The sequence below is a fragment of the Rhizobium sp. AC44/96 genome, from assembly GCF_001692185.1.
GTDB lineage: Bacteria > Pseudomonadota > Alphaproteobacteria > Rhizobiales > Rhizobiaceae > Rhizobium.
On sequence record NZ_LXKO01000001.1, the window covers coordinates 175,322 to 198,110 of the forward strand.

Sequence of the window (22,789 nt, forward strand, 5' to 3'; positions counted from 1 at the left end):
ATTGGCGTTCGAAGCAATCCGGGAGAAGACGTATGCAGCTGACAAAACGCGAGTTCACCAAGGGGCTGGTGGTGGCGGCGGGCCTGGCGAGCCTCAATGCGGGGAGAGCTACCGCCGCCGAGCTTGGCGCGGCCGAAGTGCGCGCCATCGCCAAGGAGGCTTATATCTACGGCTTCCCGATCATCGACAATTATCGCATCCAGTACGCCTATTTCGTCGATGCAAAAGACCCCGAGTACAAGGGGCCGTGGAATCAGCTGGTGAACATTCCACGCGTCTATACGCCAGCCGACACCGCGATCCAGACGCCGAATTCGGATACGCCGTACTCGATGCTGGGCTTGGATCTGCGCGCCGAGCCTATCGTCTTGACGGTCCCACCGATCGAGAAGGATCGATATTTCAGCATCCAGCTGATTGACGCCTACACATTCAATTTCGACTACATCGGCAGTCGTGCAACCGGTAACGGAGGCGGAAGCTTCCTGATCGCGGGGCCGAATTGGAAGGGCGAGGCGCCGAAGGGTATCGCCAAGGTCATACGCTCGGAAACCGAGTTGGTGCTCGCCATCTACCGAACGCAACTCTTCAATCCGGAGGACCTTGAGAACGTCAAGAAGATCCAATCGGCATACCGAGCAGAGCCGCTCTCCAAATTCATTGCGCAACACGCGCCGACAGCCGCAGCCGCGATTGATTTCATTACGCCGCTAACGGCAAGTGAGGAGAAGACGTCGCTTGAGTGTTTCAATATTCTCAACTTTGTCCTGCATTTCTGCCCCACCGATCCATCGGAGACCGAACTGATGCAGCGTTTCGCCAAGATCGGTATTGGGGCTGGCAAGACGTTCGACCCGACCAAGATTTCGCCAGAGGCGAAGGACGCCATGCAGCAGGGCATAGGCGATGCCTGGGCTGACCTGGAAGCGCTGAAAAAACGTTTCGATAGCGGTGAGGTCACATCCGGCGAGATGTTCGGCACCCGCGAATATCTGAAGAACAACTATCTTTATCGGATGACCGCCGCTGTCCTCGGCATCTACGGAAATTCCAAGCAGGAGGCGATATATCCCGCCTATGCCATCGATTCAGAGGGCAAGCATCTCGACGGCGCAAACCGGTATACGATCCGCTTCGCAGCCGACAAGCTGCCACCGGTCAACGCATTCTGGTCGTTGACGATGTACGAACTGCCTCAGAGCCTTCTCGTCGCCAATCCAATCCATCGGTATTTGCTGAACTCGCCGATGTTGCCGACGTTCGTCAGGGATGCCGACGGTGGCCTGACGTTCTATGTTCAAAACGAATCCCCGGGGACGGACAAGGAACCCAACTGGCTACCGGCGCCGAAGGGACCGTTTGTTGTTGCGATGCGTCTCTATTGGCCCAAACCGGAAGCACTGGACGGCACATGGACAAAGCCAGCGATGGTCAAGACTACATGAGGCTGCTCGGCAACCAGAATCCCGGTGGCCGATCCGTAGGTTAATCAGCTCGGATCGATGCTGGCGATCACTTGCCCTGCTGGCCGCATTGGCTCGGCTTTAACTTGTCGATGCGGCTATAGCGGCCGTTCGAGACGTGAACCTTTGCACAGGTCCCGCTTGCGGCGTTCCACCACGTATTGTTGCCGCCGACATCCTCGTAACCGCGCGCCTGCATCTCCGATTCCGCACCGGCCGCACGAGCGCCCACCAGATCGGATATGTCGGACGGTGGCGCGGCGTGTGCTGTCGCCGCCGAGAGGACAATCGCTGCTGCTACGATGACTGAAGCTTTCATGTGAACCTCACGCGTTGGATGGATGGGTGCGTTTAGGCGTTGCCCGTATTGCTAGGCCGGTTGTCCCGTAGGGACCTTTTCGAAGGTGCTGAACTGGAAATGCTGCACGGTGTTCCAGGGAGTGGTGTGCTCGTGCTGGCGGGTCGCGATGAGCTTGAATTGCGCGCCAAGGACCGCCTGAAGGCTTGCGGCATCGTGGCGCATGACGGGCAGGCCGCTGCACGTCTCGGGTCCGTTCAAGGCGAAGGTGCCGATCACCGCTTTCCCGCCGTCCTTGAGGGTCTGCGCGAGCACGCGAACATAGGCTTGCTGATCGGTCCTCGCCGTCAGGAAATGAAACGCTGCGCGGTCATGCCAAAGGTCATACTGCCGGTCGGGCGTCCATGATGTGATATCGGAGACAAACGCTTCCACCGGCGCGGCGCTGCCAAGCCGGGACTTCGCCGTCTCAAGCGCTGCCGCTGAGAGGTCGAGGATGCCGACATAGGCGGCCCCATAGGCCACCAGCGCGTCCACCAGATGCGACGCACCGCTTCCGATATCGATGACTGACATACCCGGCCGCAGCCCTGCATCTCGAAGCAGTGCCATCGAGAGTTCAGGAACATCCTCATACCAACTGACGTCGGTTTCCGCCTTGCTGGTGTAAACGCCTTGCCAGTGGTCGCGTCGGTCGGCTTCGGCCATCAGACATCCTTCCTCAGACTGGCCGTCACGCTCCCGCGATTGCGGAAGCGTGACATGGTGCGTTGTGGCTTACTTGGCGAGCATCGCCAGTGCCGCGACGAGTCCCTGTGTCGAGGAGTCGTGGCCAGCCGCGCTCTCCTTGCCCTCGATGACAGGCAGCAGGCCGGTGGCCAGTTCCTTGCCGAGCTCGACGCCCCACTGGTCGAAGGAATTGATGCGGAAGAGCACGCCTTCGACGAACACGCGGTGTTCGTAGAGCGCGATCAGGCGCCCCAGCGCATAGGGCGTCAGCCTGTCGTAAACGAAGGTGATCGACGGACGGTTGCCGGTGAATACACGGTGCGGCGCGATGAAGTCGGCCTGCTTGTCGTCCATGCCCTTGTCGGTCAGCTGCTTCTTGGCCTCCGCGAAAGTGCGGCCTTTCATCAGTGCCTCCGACTGGGCAATGACGTTAGCCATCAGCAGCTGGTGCTGGTGGCGAAGCTCCGGTTCGAAGGCATTGGCTGCGATCATGAATTCCGCCGGGATCACGCTCGTGCCCTGGTGGATCAGCTGATAGAAGGCGTGCTGGCCATTGGTGCCGGGCTCACCCCAGACAACGGGGCCGGAATTGCCCTCGACCGGCGTGCCGTCGACGGTGACGCCCTTACCGTTGGATTCCATGTCGAGCTGCTGCAGATAGGCCGGGAAGCGCGACAGGCGCTGGTCGTAGGGCAGGATCGCGCGCGTGGCATAACCCAGGACGTTGCGGTGGTAGTAGCCGATCAGGCCGAGCAGCATCGGCAGGTTCTTGGTAATTGGCGCCTGACGGAAGTGATTGTCGACGGCATGCGCCCCATCGAGGAACTTGCCGAAGTTCTCGGGCCCGACGGCGATCATCAGCGGCAGGCCGATCGCAGACCAGATCGAATAGCGCCCGCCGACCCAATCCCAGAAACCGAAGACGCGCGCGCTGTCGATGCCGAAGGTCGCGACCTTGTCGAGCGCGGTGGAAACTGCTGCGAAGTGATGCTGGACCGCTGCCTCGCCCAGCGCATCGGCAATGAATTTACGCGCGGTCTGCGCGTTCGTCATCGTCTCGATCGTCGTGAAGGTCTTTGAGGCGACGATGAACAGCGTGGTCTCGGGCTTCACCAGCTTGAGGATGTCGGCGATATGCGCGCCGTCGATGTTGGAAACGAAATGCGCACGCGGACCGTCGTGGAAGGGCGCAAGCGCAAGCGTCGCCATCACCGGGCCGAGATCGGAGCCGCCGATGCCGATGTTGATGACGTCTGTGATCGCCTTGCCGGTCGCGCCCTTCAGCGCGCCGGAGCGAATGCCGTCGGCGAACTTGCCCATTGCGGCCAGCACGGCGTTGACGTCTGGCATCACGTCCTTGCCGTCCACGAGGACCGGCGTGTTTGCGCGGTTGCGCAGGGCGGTATGCAGAACGGCGCGGTTTTCCGTGAAGTTGATTGCCTTGCCGGAGAACATTTCGTCACGCTTGGCTTCGACGCCGCCGGTTTCGGCGAGCTTCACCAGCAGAGCCAGAATCTCGTCGTTTACGGCGGTCTTGGAATAGTCCATCAGAAGGTCGTCGAGGGACGCGGTGAAGCGCGCAAAGCGCTGCGGATCGGCGGCGAAGGCAGCGCGGATATCGGTGGCCTTGGTGGCGGCCGCGGTGCTCTTCAGTTGTTCGACGATGGCATTCATGGGAGGCTCCTTTGCAGGGCGAGAGGGTCGCGGAAACTATTCGCTTTGTAGGGCGCAAATCAAGTTCGGCGACCTGTCGAAACGCAAAAAAGCCACCCGGCGGCGCGGATGGCTTTCAAATTCACGGAACTGTCAAAATCAGCCGCGCAGATCCTTCCGGAGGATCTTGCCCACCGGCGACTTCGGCAATTCGGTGCGGAACTCGACGAAGCGCGGACGCTTGTAGTTGGTGAGATTCGCGGCGCAGTGGGCCTTCACGTCGGCTTCCGTCAGCGCCTGATCCTTCCTGACCACGAACAGCTTAACCGCTTCGCCGGAATGCCCGTCAGCGACGCCGACTGCTGCCGCCTCCATGATGCCGGGGTGCATCGCGGCCACTTCCTCTATCTCGTTCGGATAGACGTTGAACCCTGAAACCAGGATCATGTCCTTCTTCCGGTCGACGATCTTGGTGTAGCCGCGGGCATCCATGAAGCCCATGTCGCCGGAGCGGAAATAGCCGTCGGGCGTCATCGCGCGGGCCGTCTCCTCGGGCTTGTTCCAGTAGCCGGCCATCACCTGCGGGCCGCGAATGCAGATTTCCCCAACCTCGCCGAGCGGCAGCGAAGTTCCGTCCTCGGCGCGGATGTCGAGTTCGGTCGAGGGGATCGGCAACCCGATGGAGCCGGTGAACTCCGCCGAATCGAAACGATTGGCGGTCGCAACCGGCGAGGTTTCCGATAGCCCATAGCCTTCGGTGATATGCGCGCCCGTCACTTTCAGCCAGCGCTCGGCAACCGGCCGCTGCACCGCCATGCCGCCGCCGAGCGAAATCACCAGCGAGGAGAAGTCGATCCTGGCAAAATCGGCATTGTTCATCAGCGCATTGAAGAGCGTGTTGAGCCCCGGAAAGACATGCACGTTCGACTTCGAAAATTCCTTTACCAGCGCAGGAATGTCGCGTGGGTTGGCAACCAGGATATTGTGCGCCCCAAGCGACATGCCCATCAGCGAATTCACCGTGAGCGCGAAGATGTGATAGAGCGGCAGCGCGCAGAGAAAGTTCAACACCTCTGGCCGCTGTCTCTTCTCGAAGGCGGATTTCAGCCAAAGCTCCAGCTGCAGCTTGTTGGAGAGCAGGTTCTTGTGCGTGAGGACAGCGCCTTTGGCGACGCCGGTCGTACCGCCGGTATATTGTAGGAAGGCAATATCGTTGACGCTCAGTCCCGCGGGATTGTAGGCCTTGCCGGCGCCCTCGCTGAGCACCTGCCGGAAAGTTTTGTGCTGCGGGATCGACCAGGAAGGGACGAGCTTTTTCACCTTTCGGACCAAGAGGTTGACGATCAGCCCCTTGGCGCCCAGCATTTCGCCGAGCGAGCTCACGACCACGTGCCGCACATCGGTCCTTGCCAGCACCTGCTCGACCGTGCGCGCAAAGTTCTCCAGCACGAAAATCGCCTTGGCGCCGGAATCGCGCAGCTGGTGTTCCAGTTCGCGCGGCGTATAGAGCGGGTTGACGTTCACGACGACCATGCCGGCGCGCAGAATGCCGTAAACTGCAACGGGATTCTGCAGCACATTGGGCATCATCACCGCAACGCGATCGCCTTTCTTAAGGCCGCTGTTCTGCAGCCATGCCGCAACCTTGCGCGTCTGGCTCTCCAGTTCGCGGTAGCTCAGCCTTTTGCCCATGCTGGAGAAAGCGATTCGGTCGGCATAACGCGCGCAGGATTTTTCCAGCAGTTCCGCCAGCGATGCATATTCCAGCGGCGGAAGCTCCGCGGGAACAATCGTGGGATAGGCGGCAAGCCAAGGCTTTTCGGGTTTGGCGCCGTCCGGATAGACGGAAATGCTGTTCATCGTGTCTCTCTCCCTTTCGCTGCCGGCCGGTGTCCCGGCAAGCCGATTGGATGATCCTCCATCTTCCAATGCAGCAGCTTATGTCATTGCCTGAACGGTTCAAGCCGAGATTGAAGCTATACTAACCTTAACGTAAACGTCAATATTTCAGGAGGTAGGCACTCTCGGCGAGAAATTCGGAACCTTGAGCAATGGGGGGCGTTTTCAAAGCGCAGACCAAAGACGAGGCAACACGAAAAAAGGAGGTGCACAATGCTGCATCAGGACGCTGACAAGAACCGCCGTGACCCGAACGTCAAGGATACGCCGACGCTGATTGCCAGCGACCGCGTCGAAGGCACCCGCGTTTATGGTGCCGACGGCAAGCACATCGGGTCGATCGAGCGCCTCATTCTCGGCAAGCAGGATGGCCGTGTGGCCTATGCGGTGCTGAGTTTCGGCGGCTTCATGGGAATTGGCCACGATCACTATCCGCTGCCGTGGGAAAAACTCACCTACGACACGCAGCTGGATGGATATCGGATCGATCTGACGAAGGAACAGATCGAAGGTGCGCCGAGCTATTCGGACGACGACGACAGCTGGTACAACGACAATGGCCGCCGGGTCTACGACTACTATGGCGTGCCGCCCTACTGGATGTAGCGTCTTTCGCGAGGCGAAAACGGACAGGCCCCGTCTCGGCGGGCCACCGTCAAGCCTTAGCCACTAAAACCTCCGGCGGAAACCGGAGGTTTCGTGATTCAAGGCTGACCTGGCAGGCGGGTGGTGACTATTTGTCCTCGTCGCAGTCCTGTATTTCGCAGATTTCGTCGGTGCGTGCGGTGCACTCGTTCAGTGCGCGATCTTCCGCATCGCCTCTCCGGTCGAAATCATAGCTGTAGCCATAGGCGCTGCCGCTGTCGGAGATGGCGATGCATCCCCACGCAAAGGCACTGGAGACGGGAGCAGCCACGCAAAGCGCGCAGGCAGCGGCGAGTAGCGTCATTCTCATTTGCGGTCCTCTGGAGCATTTATATCAGGCCCCAGTAGCAGCTTCAGTCTTAAGCCATCAGCAACAGGATCGACCCTGATCAACCCATTTTTGGGGTCAATCGGGCTTCAGAGGAAGGACTTGCCCTCAGCCTTTCGTGACGAGGTCGTTGGCACACCGCAGTGTGGTTCCAGGCGTGATGTCCGCGGCCGAGAGGCTCCTTGCCGTAGTGACCCGGAACACATGGCTTTCGCCCGGCAGCAACGTGACCAGCATCGAATCCACGACGGCATCAGGATCGAGACGGTCCGCCATCAGGCAGAGGTCCTTGAGGAAGGACACTGCCGTTACGGCAATATCGCAACCCTCATGAGTTTTGGTCACGGAAACCGTAAACTCGGGCTTCGGCAGCTTGAGATCGATATCCTCGACGAAGTAATGGAACGCGCGCCGGTCAAGCATCTGCACCACGACAACCTCGTCGCGGCCGTTGTCCGGCGTGGCGATATCGCTTGGGAGCGGGAACGCCTTTGCCTCGAAGCGGTCGCAGAGAAGCCGCCAGAACTCGAACTCCGCAAGGACTGTGCCATCGAGTTTCAGCCGCTGGCCACTGATCTTGGAACGCCAGAACAGCGTCCGTTCGTTCACTGCCACGGCAGAAAGGCCGTTGTCGCGGGGCTGGATCGTCAGGAGCCGCGGGTCGAATGCCTGTTGCATGGCATACCACAGCGGCTTTCGCCGACCGGCTGAATCAAGCGCCGCCCAGGACGTCACCGGCCAGCAATCGTTGAACTGCCAGACGATCGCACCCTTGCACACCGCCCGATGCGAGCGCATGTGCTCGATGGCAAAGCGGATCGCCCGCGCCTGGTTGAGCTGCGTGGCGAAATGCCAGTCGTCCATGGTCGCTGGTTCGGCCAGATGTCCGCCCAGCCCACGGATCAGCTTGTCGTTGCCCTGCGTGGCCTTCTGGTGGTGGAACACGCCGTTCGAAACAGGCGTCAGCGGCGCATCGTGAACGCTCTCCTCGAGCGTTGCCCAGTTCGGCGGCGCCTGCCAGCCGAATTCCGAGCAGAAGCGTGGGATATAGTTGCGATAGACCTCGTAGCCGACGTCGTTCCAAACATCCCAGATATGCTTGCACCCATGCTCATCGGCATTGGGCGCGATCTCCATGGTCCCGGAATAGGGGCTGCCGGGATAGTAGGGGCGCGCCGGGTCGAGGTCCGCGCAGAGTTTCGGCAGCAGATCGAGGTAATAGCAGAGACCCCAGCTCTCGCCATCCTTGATGATCGGCCGCCAGCCCCACTCGTCGAAGCCCCAGATGTTCTCGTTGTTGCCGTTCCAGACGATGAGCGACGGATGCGGCATCAGCCGCACGACGTTGTCGCGCACCTCCGCCTCGACCTCGCCGCGCAGCGGCTCCTCTTCGGGATAGGCCGCGCAGGCAAACAGGAAGTCCTGCCAGACCAGCATGCCGGCGCGATCGCACTCTTCGTAGAATTCGTCACGTTCGAAGATCCCGCCGCCCCAGACGCGCAGCAGGTTGATATTGGCAGCCTTTGCCTCCTCGATGCGAGACGCATAGCGCTCTGCGGTCACGCGGGACGGGAAGCAGTCATCGGGAATCCAGTTGGCGCCGCAGAGGAACAGCGGTACATCGTTGATGACGAAGGTAAAGGCCGAGCCGTGCTCATCCGGGGCGGTGTCGAGGCGGACCGAGCGAAAGCCGATCTCTTTCGAATAGCGATCAAGTAAGTCGTTGCTTACTGCATCCCGCAGCTCGATATCCAGCGTGTAGAGCGGTTGCGCGCCGAGATGGTGCGGCCACCAGATCTGCGGCGAGGGCACGCGCAGCTCGAAGCTGATCTCGTCCGTCGGGGCGATTTCGATGGTTTGGCTGATCCCGGCGATACCGGCCGTGATCCGGCTTCCGGCAGTCGCATCCTGCCGCGTAATCTTTGCGTGAACGGTAACCACGCCGTCGCCGCCGGCAAGCGTGGCCGAAACACGCGTTTCCGCCAGCCGGGTTCGCGCCCAGCTTTCCAGCCGCACCGGTTTCCAGATGCCCGCCGTTACCAGCGTCGGGCCCCAGTCCCAGCCGAAGTTGCACGCCATCTTGCGCATCAGATTTCCGGGGCCGGGGTAGTTGTTGGGCCGATAACCGTAGTGCTCCTCCATCTCGGCGCCATAGGCATAGGCCGAGCGGAAGGTGACGCAGAGCTCGTTCGCGCCGGCCTTCAGCCGGTTCGACACGTCGAACCGATAGCTGCGGTGCATGTTGTAGGTGCGACCGATCTCCTCGCCATTGAGCGAGATGGTTGCGATGGTATCAAGCCCGTCGAAAACCAGTTCTTGTATCCGGTCGGGATCGGGCGACGCTTCGAAACTGCAGCGATAGGTCCAGTCTTCACGCCCGACCCAGTCGTTAGTGATCTCGTTGACGTCGATATAGGGATCGGGGATCAGGCGGTGTGCGAGAAGGTCGAGGTGCACGCAGCCGGGAACGGCCGCGGCAATGCTAGAGGGAAGATCAGGCCTTCCTGCAACGTTACAGATAAGGGTCCAGCCGCTGTTCAGGTCAGTATTTTCGATCATCGTGTAAGCTCTTTAGAGGTAGCGGCCGTGGCGCTGCAGGACTTCGATCTTGTAACCATCAGGATCGGTGATGAAGAAGAACAGCGCGAGCAATTTGCCGTCGCGGTTGAGTTCGACCAGTTTGCCTGGATTGAGGCCCGCCTCGGTCAGCCGCTGATGCTCGACGGCGACTTCCTCAACCGATACCGCCAGGTGGCCATAGCCGTCCCCAAGGACGTAGGGCTCGACCCGGCCTTTGTTGACCGTCAGCTCCAGCTCGAACCCGGTCTCGCGGTTGCTGAGATAGATCAGCGTGAAGGTCTCGAAGTCGATGCGGTCGGCGATCTCCAGACCGAAAACCTTGCCGTAGAACTCGACCGAACGCGCCTCGTCGAGAACGCGGATCATGGAGTGGATCATCTTGGCCAAGGTTGCCTCCCATTGCCGATATCACGGCAGCCTTGGTAGCCGCAGGCTCACGCCGCGCGCAAGCCCATTCTTCGCGTAATCGTGCTTTCGATCAGACCCATCGCGTCATAGATCAGCACCGCCATCAGGCCGACGATCAGGCCTCCCTGCAGGATGAAGGCGGTATTGTCGGAAATCAGTCCGGCGATGATCACCTCGCCGAGACCTTTGGCCGCAACGGTCGAGCCGATCGTCGCCGTGCCGATGTTGATGACCGTTGCAACCTTCAGCCCCTCCAGAATCAGAGGTAATGCCAAAGGCAGCTCGACGCGAAACAGCCGCTGCGTCGCATTCATGCCCATGCCATCGGCGGCATCGAGCACCGATGGCGAAACCTGCCGCAGGCCCGAAACGGTATTCTCGAAGATTGGCAGCAGGCCATAGAGAAACAGCGCAATCAGCGTGGGCCCGGCGCCGAAGCCCGTGGCGGGAACGGCAAGCGCGAGGACCGCGACCGGCGGAAAGGTCTGGCCGGCATTGGCTATCGCGCGCGATAGCGGCAGGAAGTCCTCGCCGCTTTTCCTGGTCACGAAGATGCCGCCGAGAATGGCGAGCACGGCGCTGCCTGCGATGGAGATCGCGACGAGATAGAGATGCGCCGCGGCAAGCGCCGGCAGGCTGTTCTGCGCGTAGACCGCGGGCGCGTTGTTGCTGGTCAGCGGCACAAGCAGGAATGAAAGCCACTCTGTCCTGAAAAGCAGGATCAAGAGCACCACAAGCGCCGTCACACGGAAGAGATTGGCGACGATCAGCTTCATGCCTTGCGGCCCAGTTCCAGCAGCCGCGCCATCGAGATCGAACCGACGGGCGTCTTCTCCGCATTCTGGACGGCGGCTTCGTCTACGCCTTGCCAGATCATTTCCGCCAACGCATCGCGCAGGCTGAGCGATTGCTGGAGCGCATAGGGCAGGCCGCTCTTCGCCGGTTCCATGCTGTCCTTCAGCGACAGCAGCGACATCAGTTTCAGCGCTCGATCCGAAGTGCCGGTCAGCTGCTGCACGAAGGGATCGGCCGGCTCGGTGAGGATTTTCTCCGGCGTCGAACATTGCAGGAGCTTGCCCGCGCTCATCACCGCAATCTGGTTGCCGAGATGGAATGCCTCGTCCATGTCGTGGGTCACGAGAATGACGGTGGTGCCGAACTGTTTCTGGATGGCCAGAAGATCATCCTGCGCCTTGCCGCGAATGACGGGATCGAGCGCGCCGAATGGTTCGTCCATCAAGAGCAGTTCCGGTTCCGCCGCCAGCGCGCGTGCCACGCCGACACGCTGCTGCTGGCCGCCGGAGAGCTGATGCGGGTATTTGTCGGCGAAGGTCGCGGGGTCGAGGTTGAACAGCCCCAGCAATTCGGTGACCCGGTTGTTGATCTTTGTCGTATCCCAGCCGAGAAGCTGCGGCACGGTTGCGATGTTCTGCGCCACGGTCCGGTGTGGAAAAAGACCGTGACCCTGGATGGCATAGCCGATCTTGCGGCGCAGCTCCGTCACCGGCACGTCCATGACGTTCTGATCGTTGACGAAAATCTGGCCCTCGGTGATCGGCACCAGCCTGTTGATCATCCGCATCAGCGTGGATTTGCCTGAACCGGAGGTGCCGACGATGACGGTGATCGAGCCCTTCTCGACGCTCATCGAGACGTTGTCGACGACGGTTGCCTCGCCGTAGCGCTTGGTGACGTTGCGGATCTCGATCATGCTCATGCGGCGGTTCCCCGTATGCTGTCGATGACCGCATCTAGGATGACGGCCGAGGAAAAGGCGAAGAAGACTGTCGGCACGGCGCCGAGCAATACAAGGTCCATGGCCGTCTGGCCGAGGCCCTGGAAGATGAAGATACCGAAGCCGCCGCCACCGATCAGCGCCGCGACCGTGACAAGGCCGATCGCCTGCACGAGCACGATGCGGATGCCGGTCAGGATGACAGGGAAGGCAAGCGGCAGGTCGATCCGGGTCAGCACCTGTCGGCGCGTCAGACCCATGCCGGCCGCGGCATCGCGCACCGACGGATCGACGCCTTGCAGACCGACGACGGTATTGGCAACGATCGGCAGCAGCGAGTAGAGCACCAGGGCGATCAGCGCGGGCGCCGCGCCGATACCGCGGATGCCGATCGAGGCTGCGGCAGGCACATGCGTCGCGAGGTAGCCGAGCGGCAGCATCAGGATGCCGAAGAGCGCAAGGCTTGGGATCGTCTGGATCAGGCTCAAGCCCTGCAACACCGCGGCGCGCAGCTTCGGAACCCAAAAGCAGAAGATGCCAAGAGGAAGTCCGATGACGATCGCGATGGCAAGCGAACCGAACGCCAGCAGCGGATGCGACAAGGCCTCCGTCCAGAACTGATCGGATCGCGTCGCAAACTCCTTCATGATCGAAAGGCTGTCGAGCAGGCCGGATGAGAGGAAGAGCCAGAGAAGGGCGGTATAGGCCGCCAACGCCGCGATCCGCATCCATGGCGTGAGTTTGATCTTCACCAGCGCGTCGGAGACGATGAGGCCGATTACGGCGAAAAGGACCCAGAAGCCGCCGCCGGGCGTCATGCGTGCGGCGTTGCTGCCGGGTGGCGTAAACGCAGTGGCGGCCAAGCCCATCGCCGCAAGCAAGGCGGTAAGGCACAGCGTTGCTGTGACAAGCCGGATGTATGCATTTTGCAGGAAGAGGGCCGCAAACGCCGTTGCAAGAAGCAGCAGGGTCAGGATGATGACGGATGGCTGATTGAGAAGCTGCGGCAGCAGCATCGCCTTGCCGGCCGCAATCCGGTTTGCCTTGACGTATATGAAGGGCAGAAGCGCCGTCGCAATGACGCCAACAACAACGAGAACCACGCCGAGCCGGTCCAGTTTGCGGACCGCTAAGGTTTCTTCCATCGATCCATCCCTGTACGGAAAGAAAGGCTGCTCCGCCCCTCGCGAGGCGGAGCGTCCGTCTGTTACTTCAGGAAGCCTTTTTCCTTCAGGTAGCCTTCGGCAACCGACTTTGCCGGCTCGCCGTCAACCTGGATCTTGCCGTTCAGCTTGCGCAGCTCGTCGGCGGTCAGGCTTTTGAAGATCGGGGCAAGCACTTCCTCGATCTTCGGGTTGGCCTTCAGCACGTCTTCGCGGATGATCGGCGTCGGTGCGTAAACCTGCTGGACGCTCTTGTCGTCTTCGAGAACCGTGAGTTCAGCAGCCTGGATCGCACCGTCGGTGCCGTAGACCATGGCGGTGTTGGCGCCGTTGGTCTGGTCTGCTGCAGCCTTGATCGTAGCGGCCGTGTCACCACCCGAAAGCACGATTTCCTGCTCCGGCTTGAGCGCGAAGCCATAGGTCGTCTGGAACGCAGGCAGAGCGCCGGCGGAGTTGACGAATTCAGCAGAGGCCACGAGCTTGGCAGCGCCGCCACCGGCAACCCATTTGCCGAAATCGGACATGGTCTTCAGGTTGTTCGGGCCGGCGACGTCGTTACGCACGGCAATGGCCCATGTGTTGTTGGCAGGCGATGGCGCCAGCCAGACGATCTTGTTGGCATCGTAGTCGAGCTTCTTGGCCAGCTCATAGCCCTGGTCGATGTTCTTCCACGCGGCATCATCGGCCTTGTTGAAGAAGAAGCCGGCATTGCCGGTGTATTCGGGATAGATGTCGATCTCGCCGGCAGTGATCGCCTTGCGCAGAACCGGCGTCGTGCCGAGCGCGACGCGATCCTGCGTCTTGATGCCGTTTGCATTGAGCGCGAGCACGATGACGTTGCCGAGCAGCGTGCCTTCGGTATCGATCTTCGACGAAACGACGACGTCTGCGGCATGAGCCGCGCCAACCGCGAAGGCGGAGAGCGAGGCGGCAAGTGCGAATGTCTTCAGCATGGAATGTCCCCTTGATTTACACCGTTAAATCTCGCGGGAAACCCTGGCGGGGAGCCTCCCACGTATAAAATCGCCAGCGAGGGCAGCAAGCTGCAATCGCCCGGAAATACGTGCGTCATGGAAATAGCGTGCGCGCTCGAAAAATCGATGCAAGCCCCTCCAGTTTTGCGGTCGCGGCGAGATTATGGCTTCGAATGCAATCGCTTGCGCGCAATCGCATTCCGTTTTCCATCGCCGCCGCGATTTGTTTTTGTTCCCTTGCGTGTTTCCACGGTTGTCGGATGCTCTTTCGCGGCCGGCGTGCCGCTGTCCCGATCTATTCTTGACAAGAACGATAGCCTTCTCATCTGGCGGCAGGGATATCTTTTTTCGCGAACACACCATATCGTTCGGTTTTTCAGTCCGTTACGGGAGAATTGATTGCAGCTCGGCACCTTGTTCATCGCCAGCCACGTGTTGTCCTCCGGCTCGGTGCGCGAAACCGCGCGTCAGCTTTCGATGGCGGCGTCGACGGTGTCGGCGGCGATCCGCGGTCTGGAAACGGAGCTGGCTATCAAGCTCACCGAGCGCGGTTCCGGCGAGCTCGTCGTATTGCTCGCCAGTGGGAAGGTGCGGGACGGCTTGCAGCCGATCGTCCGTTCGGTCGAGCAGCTTTCGGAGTGGATCGGAAACGCTGACAGTAGCCCTGCCCGCATCGCCGTCAAGATCGCGACGATGGAGCGTTTTCTCGAGGTGGCGGACCAGGGGAGCATAAACCGCGCGGCACGGCGGCTGAAACTCGGCCAGCCCCAGCTGTCGCTGCAGATTGCGACGCTCGAGAAATTGATCGGACATCAGCTGTTTGCCCGTCAGGCTCAGGGCTCGACGCTGACCGACGAGGGACAGCGCGTCTACGCGATGTTCTCTACCGTCGTTCAGGCGTGGAACGACCTCAAGTCGCAAGCGGATGAACGGTATCAGCGCAGCGCACGCGCCCTCAGGATCGGTTCGATCATTCCAACCGGTTCCGAAAGCTGGGTCGCCCGTTGCCTCGGGGCTCTCGTATCGCAATGGAACGCCAGTCGCAGCAAGAACGCGATCTCGCTGGTGCTGATGACGGCCGATGATCTGCGTGAAGCGCTGAAGTCCGGCCGCATCGATGTCGCCATTCTCGATTCCGTTTTCGGCCTGGAGCGCTTTCAGCACCGGGAACTCCTGCAAACCGACATGGTAATGATCGCTCCGCAGGCGAGCCGCGACACGACCGTTCGTGCTCTGGTCGAGAACCACCCCATCTGCACCCCAAGTTCGCGCACCGGTCTCGGGCACGCCGTCATGGCGTTGAGCCACGAGCGCGCCGTCAATCGCCGGTTCCGCAATCAGGACATAACGGCCGCCGATTCCCTGCCTGTCATCGTCGATCTCGTCGCCAATCACGGCTACATCTCGTTCCTCGGCCGCGTCAGCGCGCTGCCTATCGCGGACAAGGTTCGCCTCGTCGAACTCGATACCCATGTACCGATGCCCTATTACGTCGCCTTCAATCATCGCAAGGCGGCGGCGGATGCCAGCGCCATGATCATCGAGGCCGTTGCGGCAATCGTTGGTGTGCCTGTCGCGCCGGCCGAGATGTTGGCTTAATAGAGAGCAGGGACGATAGGGGAGATTCGGACGTGACAATCTTGCTGGAAGTGTGTGTGGACAGCCCGCGGGGCCTCGCCGCCGCAATCGAGGGCGGTGCTGATCGCATCGAGCTTTGCTCGGCGCTCGAAGTCGGCGGCCTCACGCCACTGGCCGGCCTGATGAAAGCGGCAGCCGCGGCGCCCATCCCCGTCTACGCGATGATCCGCCCACATGCCGGCCCGTTCATCTTCGATGCGGCGGACAAGGTGGCGATGATGGCGGATATCGACGCCGTCAGGGCGTTCGGCCTTGCCGGCGTCGTCATCGGCGCCAATCGGCCGGATGGGACGCTCGATATGCCGATGATCCATCGGCTGAAAGCCCACGCGGCCGGGCTCGGCTCGACCCTTCACCGGGCGTTCGATCTGGTGCCCGACCCGGACGCGGCACTGGAACAGGCCATCGAACTCGGCTGCGAACGCGTCCTGACGTCGGGCTGCATCCCCAAGGCGATTGATGGATTGGAAACGCTGGCCCGCCTTTCGAAAAAGGCGGCAGGCCGCATTTCGATCATGCCGGGCAGCGGCGTGCGACCGACGAACGCAGCCCAGATATTGCGTGCGACGGGCGCGCGGGAAATCCACGGCTCCTGCAGCTCTCCTGTTGCAAGCGTGGATCCGCGCGCGGTCGCCTTCGGCTTCGAGGCGCCATCTGCTATCAGGACGGACGCCGCCATCGTTCGGCAGATGCGCCAGACGATCGACGCGCTCTAGGCGACCTTGATGACAGCCTTGATCAACCCGCTCTTCTCGTGCGCCCAGCGCGCGAGATCGCGCGGTGCGTCAGCGAGCGTCGTGCGGTGCGTGATCAGCTGATCGACCGGCACGAGGCCGCCCGCGATCGACGCCGCGACATGCTCGAAATCGACGCGCGTCGCATTGCGGCTGCCCACCACCATCATTTCCCGCTTGTGGAACTCGGGGTCGGAAAAGCGAATATCGTCCTTGACGACGCTGACCAGAACCAGCGCCCCGCCATGCGCGACGAAGCTGAAGGCCTTTTCCATCGACGGGCCATAGCCGGTGGCATCGAAGACCACGTCGAAACCGTCACCGTCCGTCTTTGCCTTCACGGCATCGGCAGTGCCATCGTTTGCGACGATGCCTGAGGTCAAGCCGAAGCGCTCAGCAGCCATGTCGAGGCGCTCGGCGCTGGTATCGAGCAAGGTAACTTCGTGCCCAGCGATCCGCGAGAAGATCGCAGCGCCGAGACCGATCGGGCCGGCGCCGATCACCAGCGCGCGCGAGCCTGCGGGCGCCATCGAACGGCGAACGGCATGGGCGCCGATGGCCAGGAACTCGACGGTGGCTGCAGCCTCGAGGCTCAGCCCTTTTGCGGCATAAAGATTGCCGGCCGGAACTGTAATTTCCTCGCAGAAGGCGCCGTCTGTGTGCACACCCAGAACCTTGATGTTGGTGCAGCAGTTCGGCTTGCCCTGGCGGCAGGCGACGCAGGTTCCGCACGACAGGTAGGGATTGACGATGACGGGCGTGCCGACGGCCATGGCGACGCCTTCACCCGCCTCGACGACCGTTGCCGAGATCTCGTGCCCCATCACCCGAGGATATTCGAGGAACGGATGCTTGCCCTCGAAGATATGGTAGTCAGTGCCGCAGATACCGACATGGCTCACCGCAAGGCGTACCCAGCCGGCTTCAGGCGTGCCGGGGGAGGGGCGCTCGACCACTTCGAGGACGCCTGGTTGTTGGCAGAGCACGGCTTTCATGATGGTCTCGCATTCCTGAAATGCGGAAGCCGGTTCATGGACCGGCTTCCAAGGTAAGTGCTTACGAACCGCGGCGACGGCGCAGCTGGTCGAAGTAGACGATGACGATGATCAGCAGGCCGGTGATGATGCGCTGCCAGAACGAGTTGACGTTGAGCAGGTTCGCACCGTTGTTGATGGTCGCCAGAATGAAGGCGCCGATCAGCGGGCCATGGACGGAGCCCACAGCGCCGAAGAGGCTGGTGCCGCCGATAACCGATGAAGCGATCGCCTGCAATTCCCAACCGTCCGCCTGCGTCGCATTACCGATCGCGATGCGCGAGGCAAGCAGCACGCCGACGAACGCAGCGAAGGTCGCTGACAGGATGTAGGCCATGTAGATGATGGCATTGATCCGCACGCCGGAGAGGCGGGCCGCTTCGCTGTTGGAGCCGACGGCGAAGAGATAGCGACCCCAGCGGCTGAGATGCAGCAGCACATAGGATGGTATCGCCACGAGGATCACCATCCAGAAAAGGCTAGGTACTCCAAGGAAATCGGCGCGCGAGAAGTTGGAGAAGGCTTCGTTGGTGATGTTGATCGACGAGCCGTTGGTAATGAGGAGACCGAAACCGCGCAGCGCCGTCAATGTCGCCAGCGTGATGATGAACGGCGGCAGGCCCATGTGCACGATGCCGAAGCCATGGAATGCGCCGATTGCCACGCCGAAGGCGAGCGTGAGGAGGATCGCGGCCCAGACGGGAACACCTGCCTGCAACAGCCAGGCTATGATGACGCCTGCAAAGCCGACGATCGCGCCGACGGAGAGGTCGATGCCGGCAGTGATGATGACAAAGGTTTCACCAAGGGCGAGGATCGCTGTCATGGAGCCCTGGCGCAGCAGGTTGCTGATGTTCAGCGGCGTCCAGAAGCTGTTGGTCACGAGCCCGAGCGCGACCCAGAGTGCCACCAGCAGGCCGATCAGCGTGAGGCCGAAGAGAATGTTTACTTTCCGGCGTTGCGTCGGCGCGGCGACTTCGGTGGGGGTTACGGTCATGGTCTCTCTCCCTCTTGTTATTTCTCAGACGCCGATCGCTTCGCTGAGGACTTGTTCATGTGACGCTGCATGGAACTTGTGACTTGCGACAAGTTTGCCGGTCCGGAAGACATGCAGGTCGTCTGCCAGTTCGTAGACTTCGGGCAGGTAGGAGGAGATCAGGATGATGCCCGCCCCCTGTTTCAGAAGCCGTGCGAACAGCCTGTAGATTTCAGCCTTGGTGCCGACGTCGACGCCAACGGTCGGCTCGTCGAAGATGAAGAGCCGTGCGCCATGGCTCAGCCACTTGCCGATGACGACCTTCTGCTGGTTGCCGCCCGACATGGCCGATACCAGCACGCGGCGGCTCGGCGTCTTGATCGACAGATCGCGGATCTGCTGATCTGCGTTCTTCGCCTCCTCGGCCAGGCTGATGACCGGCCCCTTGCTCAGTCGCTTGAACACCGGCAGGTTGATGTTGAGGCCGATCGGCAGATTGAGGCAAAGGCCCTGGTCGCGACGGCTTTCCGGCGCAAGCGCGATGCCCAGTTCCATCGCCGTGCGCTCGTTCTTGATATCGACCTTCTTGCCCATCCAGTGGATTTCGCCCGCCGTCGTCTTTTCGCGGCCGTAGAGGCCCAGCGCGAACTCGCTGCGCCCAGCGCCGATGAGCCCGTAGAGCCCAACGATCTGGCCAGCCTTCACCGACAACGAAATATCCTCGAAGCCCGGGCCGGAAAGCCCGCGGACGTCGACGATCGTTTCGCCGATGGCGATGTCTTCCTTGTGGTAGATCTGTTCGATCGTGCGGTTGATCATTAGCGCGATCAGCTCGGCTTCGTTCGTTTCGCCGATCGGGCGGGTGCCCACATGCGTCCCGTCTCGCAGCACCGAAACCCGGTCGGCAAGCTCGAAGACTTCTTCCATGCGGTGGCTGATGTAGACGATCGTGACGCCTTCGCTCTGCAGTCGGCGGATCAGCTTGAAGAGCTGCGCCGATTCCTGGCGGGTCAGGTAGGCCGTCGGCTCGTCGAAAATCAGGAACTGCGTGCCGCGCATCGCCGCGCGAGCGGTTGCGACGAGCTGCTGCTGACCGATCGTGAGCTCGCTCAGCAGTGCGGCGGCCGGCAGGCCGAAGCCGAGATCATCGAGCACGGCCTGGGCCATGCTCACCATCTGTTTCTTGCGCATCAGGCCGAACTGCTTGACTTCATCGCCCAGGAACATGTTGGCGGCGACGGTCAGATGCGGGCAGAGCACGACTTCCTGGTGGACGGCGTTGATACCGCGCGCAATCGCCTCGTTCGGCGTGCCCAGCGCGACCGGCTGGCCACACCACAGAATCTCGCCCGCCGTGCGGTTGATGACACCCGTCAGCAATTTGATGAGCGTCGATTTCCCGGCGCCGTTCTCTCCGACGATCGCGTGGATCTCGCCAGCAAGGAAGGTGATCGTCGCCGGCTTGAGCGCCTGGACGAAGCCGTAATTCTTCTGTAATCCCTTGAGTTCGAGGATGGGCGAGCCCGCCGGAACGCGGTTTGCCTCTTTCAGCGTGGGGCTGTCATCATGGCGATGACTGATCTCTTCCAGGCTCATGGATATGTTCTCCTCCTCGAAAATTCCTGTCTCTGCCAGTCGTCCGCTCTCCCCGGCAGACGATACCACAGGCAAAGAAAAGGCCGCGCGGGATTCCTCGCGCGCGGCCCTGTCGAAGATTACTTGATCTTCGGGTTCAGCAGCGCGTCGATCTTCGGCTCGGCCATGTTGGCCTTGGTCACCAGGTTGGCGCCCGTATCGACGTTCTGTTCGACCTTCTCGCCCTTGGATACGGCAAGCGCGGTCTTCACGCCGTCGTAACCCATGCGGTAAGGATCCTGAACGACGAGGCCGGCCAGCGCGCCGTCCTTGAGGAAGCCGATCGTCTTGTCGTCGCTGTCGAAGCCGATGACCTTGACCTTGTCGCCGAGCTTGTTTTCAGCGATCGCTTGGCCAACGCCCTGCGCCATGATCAGGTTGGAGGCGAAGACGCCGACGAGATCAGGGTTGGCGGTGATAAGGTCGGTCATCATGTTCAGGCCGGTCGTTGCCTGGCCGTCTGCATACTTGTCGGCGATGACAGTCAGACCCGGATACTTGGTCTTGACCTGATCGAGGAAGCCTTCGCGGCGCTGTTCGAGCGAGCCTGCGCCCGGAAGAGCGGTGATGATGGCAACCTTGCCTTCGTCCTTGCCGGTTGCTGCCTTGACAGCGGCTGCGAGGCCGTCTGCTGCGATACGGCCGCCCTGAACGTTATCGGTGGTCAGGAACGACTTGAAGGCCTTGGAATCCGCACCCGAGTCGATGCCGATGATCGGAACGGACTTGGCGGCTTCGTCGATCGGCTTGCCGAGTGCCTTGAACTCGGTCGGCGAGATCACGATGGCAGCCGGCTTGCCGGCAACGGCGTTTTCAAGAATGCTGATCTGGCCGTTGACGTCGGTTTCGGCCTGCGCGCCGAGTTCCGGCACGTTAACGCCGAGATCCTTGCCAGCGGCGCGGGCGCCGGCCAGAACGATCTGCCAGTAGAAGGATGTCGTGTCCTTGACGATGATCGGGATCGTGACGTCAGCCGCAAAAGACGGCATCGGCATCGCGGTCGCGATCACCGCAGCGCCCGCAAGAGCGGTAAAGGCTCGGCGGGACAGGATGGATTTCATGCGCATGTGGGTTCTCCTCTCAGGTGCGTTCTCCTCCAGGAAATCTCTCGCGAACGCGGACGAGAGATTTTTATCGATAAAAAACATTTTCAAATTGGAAGCTAGCCGAGCCTTGGCCCAATTGCAAGTCTATGCGCTTAAGCCGTTTGGCGCGGTTTCAGTCATGCTTGGGAGTGCAACAGCAGCGACCGAGGCGCCGAACGCCACGATCAGACCTCCCTTATTTTGCCCTCTCTCGAACCGTCTCCTCCACGTTCGATCACAAGGCAGCTTTACGCCAGTGAATGAAATAGCGGTTCCGTGTTAATGTCAATACGGAATGTATATTCCATTTCATCTCTCCGAGTTCTGAGGTTACCCCCAGAACACCTCGCCCGGATGCACCACGCCCTTTTTCAGGATCAGGTTGCCGTACAGACGAAACTCGGTGGTCGCAACGATATAGGCCGCGGTCCGAGCCCGGTCGTAGAAAGCAAAGCGCTCGAGCGATGCGACGGCGAAATTGCCGGCGCGCGCCGAAACGATCGCCTGGAATTCGCTGCAGACCTCCGGCGTCGCCTCGGGATCGCCGACCACCTGCATGCGCCAGGCCGTTTCCGACACGAAGGTATCGAGCGGCATGTGGGTCAGGATGGCTTCGGCCATGGCCGTTGCACTGACACCATCGGCGCGGATCACTTCAGGCCCCATCGTGCTGGATGGGAAATTGGCATCGGCGATCACGATTTCGTCGCCGTGACCCATGCGCGCAATGGCACGGAGCAGATCGGGGTTCAGGACGGGGTGGATTCCCTTGAGCATTCCTCAGTTCCTCATACGCGAACGGCTTCTGCGCCAAGTGGCGGGGCGACAAGCGTAAAGCTGTCGAATTCGGGGAAGATCGTCTCCGCCAGCGGCGGATCGAAGAGTTCCATGTTGCGCTGCAGGCTGGATGCTTTCGCCGTGCCGATCAGAACGGACGCGACAAGCGGGTCACGCAGCGCGAACTGCAGTGCCGGTGCGGCCAGCGGGACACCGTGCTTCTTCGCAACCGCCTCCATGCCGGAAACCTTCGCGAGCACCTCCTCCGTCGCCGGCATGTAGTCGAAGTTCGAGCCGGGCACGGCCCCCGTCGCCAGTATGCCGGAATTGAAGACCCCTCCAACCACAAGCGAGGTTCCCTTTGCCCGGCAGAGTGGCAGAAGGTCTGCGACGGCCGAACGATCGAGCAGCGTGTAGCGCCCTGCCATCAGGATGCAGTCGATATCGGCGTTGTGCATGACGTCGAGGCAGACCGGGACCTCGTTGACGCCAAGCCCGAAGGCCTTGATCGCTCCCGAAGACTTCAGCTCCTCGAGCGCCTTGATACCGCTATCCAGAAACTGTCTGAGGTAAACGGCATTCTTGGCGGCGCCATGGGTATAGCCGCCGATATCGTGCACATACAGCATATCGATGCGGTTCAGGCCCAGCCGGGCATAGCTGAACTCTACCGAGCGCATGATGCCGTCATAGGAATAGTCGTAGTCCGCATCGAAGGAGAGCGGGTCCACGTAGCTGTAATCCGGCACGGTGCCGGTCGGCACGGGCCGCAGCAGGCGGCCGACCTTGGTCGACAGCACCCATTCCGCTTCCGGTTTGCTTCTCAGGAAATCGCCGACATAGCGCTCGGCCAGGCCGAGCCCGTACCACGGCGCCACATCGAAGTAACGAATGCCGGCGTCCCACGCCGCATTGAGCGTCTCCATCGCCTGCTCACGTGGGCAGGCGCGATACAGGCCGCCGAGCGCGGCGGCGCCGAAGCTCACTTCGGTCACCTCCAGCCCGGTCTTGCCGATCCTCCTCGTCTTCATCATT

The 22,789-nt window shown here is 61.4% G+C and carries 21 protein-coding genes; 4 read left to right on the top strand and 17 right to left on the bottom strand.

All coding sequences use genetic code 11. The features are described 5' to 3' along the window. The first annotated feature begins 32 nt into the window (after positions 1–32). Positions 33–1,445 carry a DUF1254 domain-containing protein gene (locus A6U87_RS00850; protein WP_065689357.1) on the top strand — a complete coding sequence of 471 codons (1,413 nt, stop codon included), beginning with the start codon at positions 33–35 and terminating at the stop codon, positions 1,443–1,445. 67 nt (positions 1,446–1,512) lie between these two features. On the opposite strand, the gene A6U87_RS00855 is transcribed toward A6U87_RS00850, so the two are convergent. The 4 genes from A6U87_RS00855 to A6U87_RS00870 all read right to left on the bottom strand — a co-directional run bounded on the left by A6U87_RS00855 (position 1,513) and on the right by A6U87_RS00870 (position 6,003). Beyond that, a complete protein-coding gene (locus A6U87_RS00855; RefSeq protein ID WP_065689358.1) occupies positions 1,513–1,782 on the bottom strand; it encodes a hypothetical protein in 270 nt (89 codons plus the stop codon). Between the two features lie 51 nt (positions 1,783–1,833). Beyond that, positions 1,834–2,469 (bottom strand): trans-aconitate 2-methyltransferase, encoded by a 636-nt coding sequence (locus A6U87_RS00860; RefSeq protein WP_065689359.1) that lies wholly within the window; start codon positions 2,467–2,469, stop codon positions 1,834–1,836. 69 nt (positions 2,470–2,538) lie between these two features. Further along, positions 2,539–4,164 carry a glucose-6-phosphate isomerase gene (gene pgi / locus A6U87_RS00865; RefSeq protein ID WP_065689360.1) on the bottom strand — a complete coding sequence of 542 codons (1,626 nt, stop codon included), beginning with the start codon at positions 4,162–4,164 and terminating at the stop codon, positions 2,539–2,541. Positions 4,165–4,302: 138 nt separating this feature from the next. Then, positions 4,303–6,003: a long-chain fatty acid--CoA ligase gene (locus A6U87_RS00870; protein WP_065689361.1), complete on the bottom strand. Its 1,701-nt coding sequence runs from the start codon at positions 6,001–6,003 to the stop codon at positions 4,303–4,305. Between the two features lie 252 nt (positions 6,004–6,255). Here A6U87_RS00870 and A6U87_RS00875 point away from each other — a divergent pair, with 252 nt between their 5' ends. Further along, on the top strand, positions 6,256–6,648 hold the full coding sequence (locus A6U87_RS00875; protein WP_065689362.1) for a PRC-barrel domain-containing protein: 393 nt from the start codon (positions 6,256–6,258) through the stop codon (positions 6,646–6,648). Between the two features lie 127 nt (positions 6,649–6,775). Here the strand turns inward: A6U87_RS00875 and A6U87_RS00880 are convergent, their stop codons facing one another. The 7 genes from A6U87_RS00880 to A6U87_RS00910 form a co-directional block, all read right to left on the bottom strand. Further along, a complete protein-coding gene (locus A6U87_RS00880; RefSeq protein WP_083199243.1) occupies positions 6,776–6,997 on the bottom strand; it encodes a DUF4189 domain-containing protein in 222 nt (73 codons plus the stop codon). A gap of 126 nt (positions 6,998–7,123) precedes the next feature. Next, a complete protein-coding gene (locus A6U87_RS00885) occupies positions 7,124–9,574 on the bottom strand; it encodes a glycoside hydrolase family 2 protein (RefSeq protein WP_065689364.1) in 2,451 nt (816 codons plus the stop codon). 12 nt (positions 9,575–9,586) lie between these two features. After that, the gene (locus A6U87_RS00890; RefSeq protein ID WP_065689365.1) at positions 9,587–9,982 is read right to left on the bottom strand and encodes a VOC family protein; all 396 of its coding nucleotides are present in this window, start codon (positions 9,980–9,982) and stop codon (positions 9,587–9,589) included. A 47-nt stretch (positions 9,983–10,029) separates the two neighbouring features. Then, a complete protein-coding gene (locus A6U87_RS00895; protein WP_065689366.1) occupies positions 10,030–10,779 on the bottom strand; it encodes an ABC transporter permease in 750 nt (249 codons plus the stop codon). Next, the gene (locus tag A6U87_RS00900) at positions 10,776–11,720 is read right to left on the bottom strand and encodes an ABC transporter ATP-binding protein (protein WP_065689367.1); all 945 of its coding nucleotides are present in this window, start codon (positions 11,718–11,720) and stop codon (positions 10,776–10,778) included. Before A6U87_RS00900 ends, A6U87_RS00895 begins: the two co-directional genes overlap by 4 nt. Continuing rightward, positions 11,717–12,883 carry an ABC transporter permease gene (locus A6U87_RS00905; protein WP_065689368.1) on the bottom strand — a complete coding sequence of 389 codons (1,167 nt, stop codon included), beginning with the start codon at positions 12,881–12,883 and terminating at the stop codon, positions 11,717–11,719. The genes A6U87_RS00900 and A6U87_RS00905 overlap by 4 nt, the downstream gene beginning before the upstream one ends. Before the next feature lie 62 nt (positions 12,884–12,945). Further along, a complete protein-coding gene (locus tag A6U87_RS00910) occupies positions 12,946–13,854 on the bottom strand; it encodes an ABC transporter substrate-binding protein (protein ID WP_065689369.1) in 909 nt (302 codons plus the stop codon). 420 nt (positions 13,855–14,274) lie between these two features. Between A6U87_RS00910 and A6U87_RS00915 the strand changes: the two genes are divergently transcribed. Beyond that, the gene (locus tag A6U87_RS00915; RefSeq protein ID WP_065689370.1) at positions 14,275–15,474 is read left to right on the top strand and encodes a LysR family transcriptional regulator; all 1,200 of its coding nucleotides are present in this window, start codon (positions 14,275–14,277) and stop codon (positions 15,472–15,474) included. 32 nt (positions 15,475–15,506) lie between these two features. Continuing rightward, positions 15,507–16,229 (top strand): copper homeostasis protein CutC, encoded by a 723-nt coding sequence (locus tag A6U87_RS00920; protein WP_065689371.1) that lies wholly within the window; start codon positions 15,507–15,509, stop codon positions 16,227–16,229. On the opposite strand, the gene A6U87_RS00925 is transcribed toward A6U87_RS00920, so the two are convergent. The 6 genes from A6U87_RS00925 to A6U87_RS00950 all read right to left on the bottom strand — a co-directional run bounded on the left by A6U87_RS00925 (position 16,226) and on the right by A6U87_RS00950 (position 22,785). After that, a complete protein-coding gene (locus A6U87_RS00925) occupies positions 16,226–17,242 on the bottom strand; it encodes a zinc-binding alcohol dehydrogenase family protein (RefSeq protein WP_065689372.1) in 1,017 nt (338 codons plus the stop codon). The two genes, A6U87_RS00920 and A6U87_RS00925, sit on opposite strands and share 4 nt — an antisense overlap. A 61-nt stretch (positions 17,243–17,303) precedes the next feature. Beyond that, on the bottom strand, positions 17,304–18,278 hold the full coding sequence (locus tag A6U87_RS00930) for an ABC transporter permease (protein ID WP_065689373.1): 975 nt from the start codon (positions 18,276–18,278) through the stop codon (positions 17,304–17,306). A 24-nt stretch (positions 18,279–18,302) separates the two neighbouring features. Further along, positions 18,303–19,853: a sugar ABC transporter ATP-binding protein gene (locus A6U87_RS00935; protein WP_065689374.1), complete on the bottom strand. Its 1,551-nt coding sequence runs from the start codon at positions 19,851–19,853 to the stop codon at positions 18,303–18,305. 119 nt (positions 19,854–19,972) lie between these two features. Beyond that, entirely contained in the window at positions 19,973–20,959 is a 987-nt protein-coding gene (locus A6U87_RS00940) for an ABC transporter substrate-binding protein (RefSeq protein ID WP_065689375.1), read from the bottom strand. 348 nt (positions 20,960–21,307) lie between these two features. After that, entirely contained in the window at positions 21,308–21,754 is a 447-nt protein-coding gene (locus A6U87_RS00945; RefSeq protein ID WP_065689376.1) for an RbsD/FucU family protein, read from the bottom strand. Between the two features lie 11 nt (positions 21,755–21,765). Next, a complete protein-coding gene (locus A6U87_RS00950) occupies positions 21,766–22,785 on the bottom strand; it encodes an aldo/keto reductase (protein WP_065689377.1) in 1,020 nt (339 codons plus the stop codon). Positions 22,786–22,789: the final 4 nt, after the last annotated feature.

Coding starts and splice junctions, on each gene's coding strand:
- A6U87_RS00930 (WP_065689373.1), bottom strand. CDS start 18,278: ATGACCGTAACCCCCACCGAAGTCGCCGCGCCGACGCAACGCCGGAAA.
- A6U87_RS00940 (WP_065689375.1), bottom strand. CDS start 20,959: ATGCGCATGAAATCCATCCTGTCCCGCCGAGCCTTTACCGCTCTTGCG.
- A6U87_RS00885 (WP_065689364.1), bottom strand. CDS start 9,574: ATGATCGAAAATACTGACCTGAACAGCGGCTGGACCCTTATCTGTAAC.
- A6U87_RS00855 (WP_065689358.1), bottom strand. CDS start 1,782: ATGAAAGCTTCAGTCATCGTAGCAGCAGCGATTGTCCTCTCGGCGGCG.
- A6U87_RS00895 (WP_065689366.1), bottom strand. CDS start 10,779: ATGAAGCTGATCGTCGCCAATCTCTTCCGTGTGACGGCGCTTGTGGTG.
- A6U87_RS00870 (WP_065689361.1), bottom strand. CDS start 6,003: ATGAACAGCATTTCCGTCTATCCGGACGGCGCCAAACCCGAAAAGCCT.
- A6U87_RS00925 (WP_065689372.1), bottom strand. CDS start 17,242: ATGAAAGCCGTGCTCTGCCAACAACCAGGCGTCCTCGAAGTGGTCGAG.
- A6U87_RS00950 (WP_065689377.1), bottom strand. CDS start 22,785: ATGAAGACGAGGAGGATCGGCAAGACCGGGCTGGAGGTGACCGAAGTG.
- A6U87_RS00875 (WP_065689362.1), top strand. CDS start 6,256: ATGCTGCATCAGGACGCTGACAAGAACCGCCGTGACCCGAACGTCAAG.
- pgi (WP_065689360.1), bottom strand. CDS start 4,164: ATGAATGCCATCGTCGAACAACTGAAGAGCACCGCGGCCGCCACCAAG.
- A6U87_RS00935 (WP_065689374.1), bottom strand. CDS start 19,853: ATGAGCCTGGAAGAGATCAGTCATCGCCATGATGACAGCCCCACGCTG.
- A6U87_RS00860 (WP_065689359.1), bottom strand. CDS start 2,469: ATGGCCGAAGCCGACCGACGCGACCACTGGCAAGGCGTTTACACCAGC.
- A6U87_RS00945 (WP_065689376.1), bottom strand. CDS start 21,754: ATGCTCAAGGGAATCCACCCCGTCCTGAACCCCGATCTGCTCCGTGCC.
- A6U87_RS00850 (WP_065689357.1), top strand. CDS start 33: ATGCAGCTGACAAAACGCGAGTTCACCAAGGGGCTGGTGGTGGCGGCG.
- A6U87_RS00905 (WP_065689368.1), bottom strand. CDS start 12,883: ATGGAAGAAACCTTAGCGGTCCGCAAACTGGACCGGCTCGGCGTGGTT.
- A6U87_RS00880 (WP_083199243.1), bottom strand. CDS start 6,997: ATGAGAATGACGCTACTCGCCGCTGCCTGCGCGCTTTGCGTGGCTGCT.
- A6U87_RS00900 (WP_065689367.1), bottom strand. CDS start 11,720: ATGAGCATGATCGAGATCCGCAACGTCACCAAGCGCTACGGCGAGGCA.
- A6U87_RS00910 (WP_065689369.1), bottom strand. CDS start 13,854: ATGCTGAAGACATTCGCACTTGCCGCCTCGCTCTCCGCCTTCGCGGTT.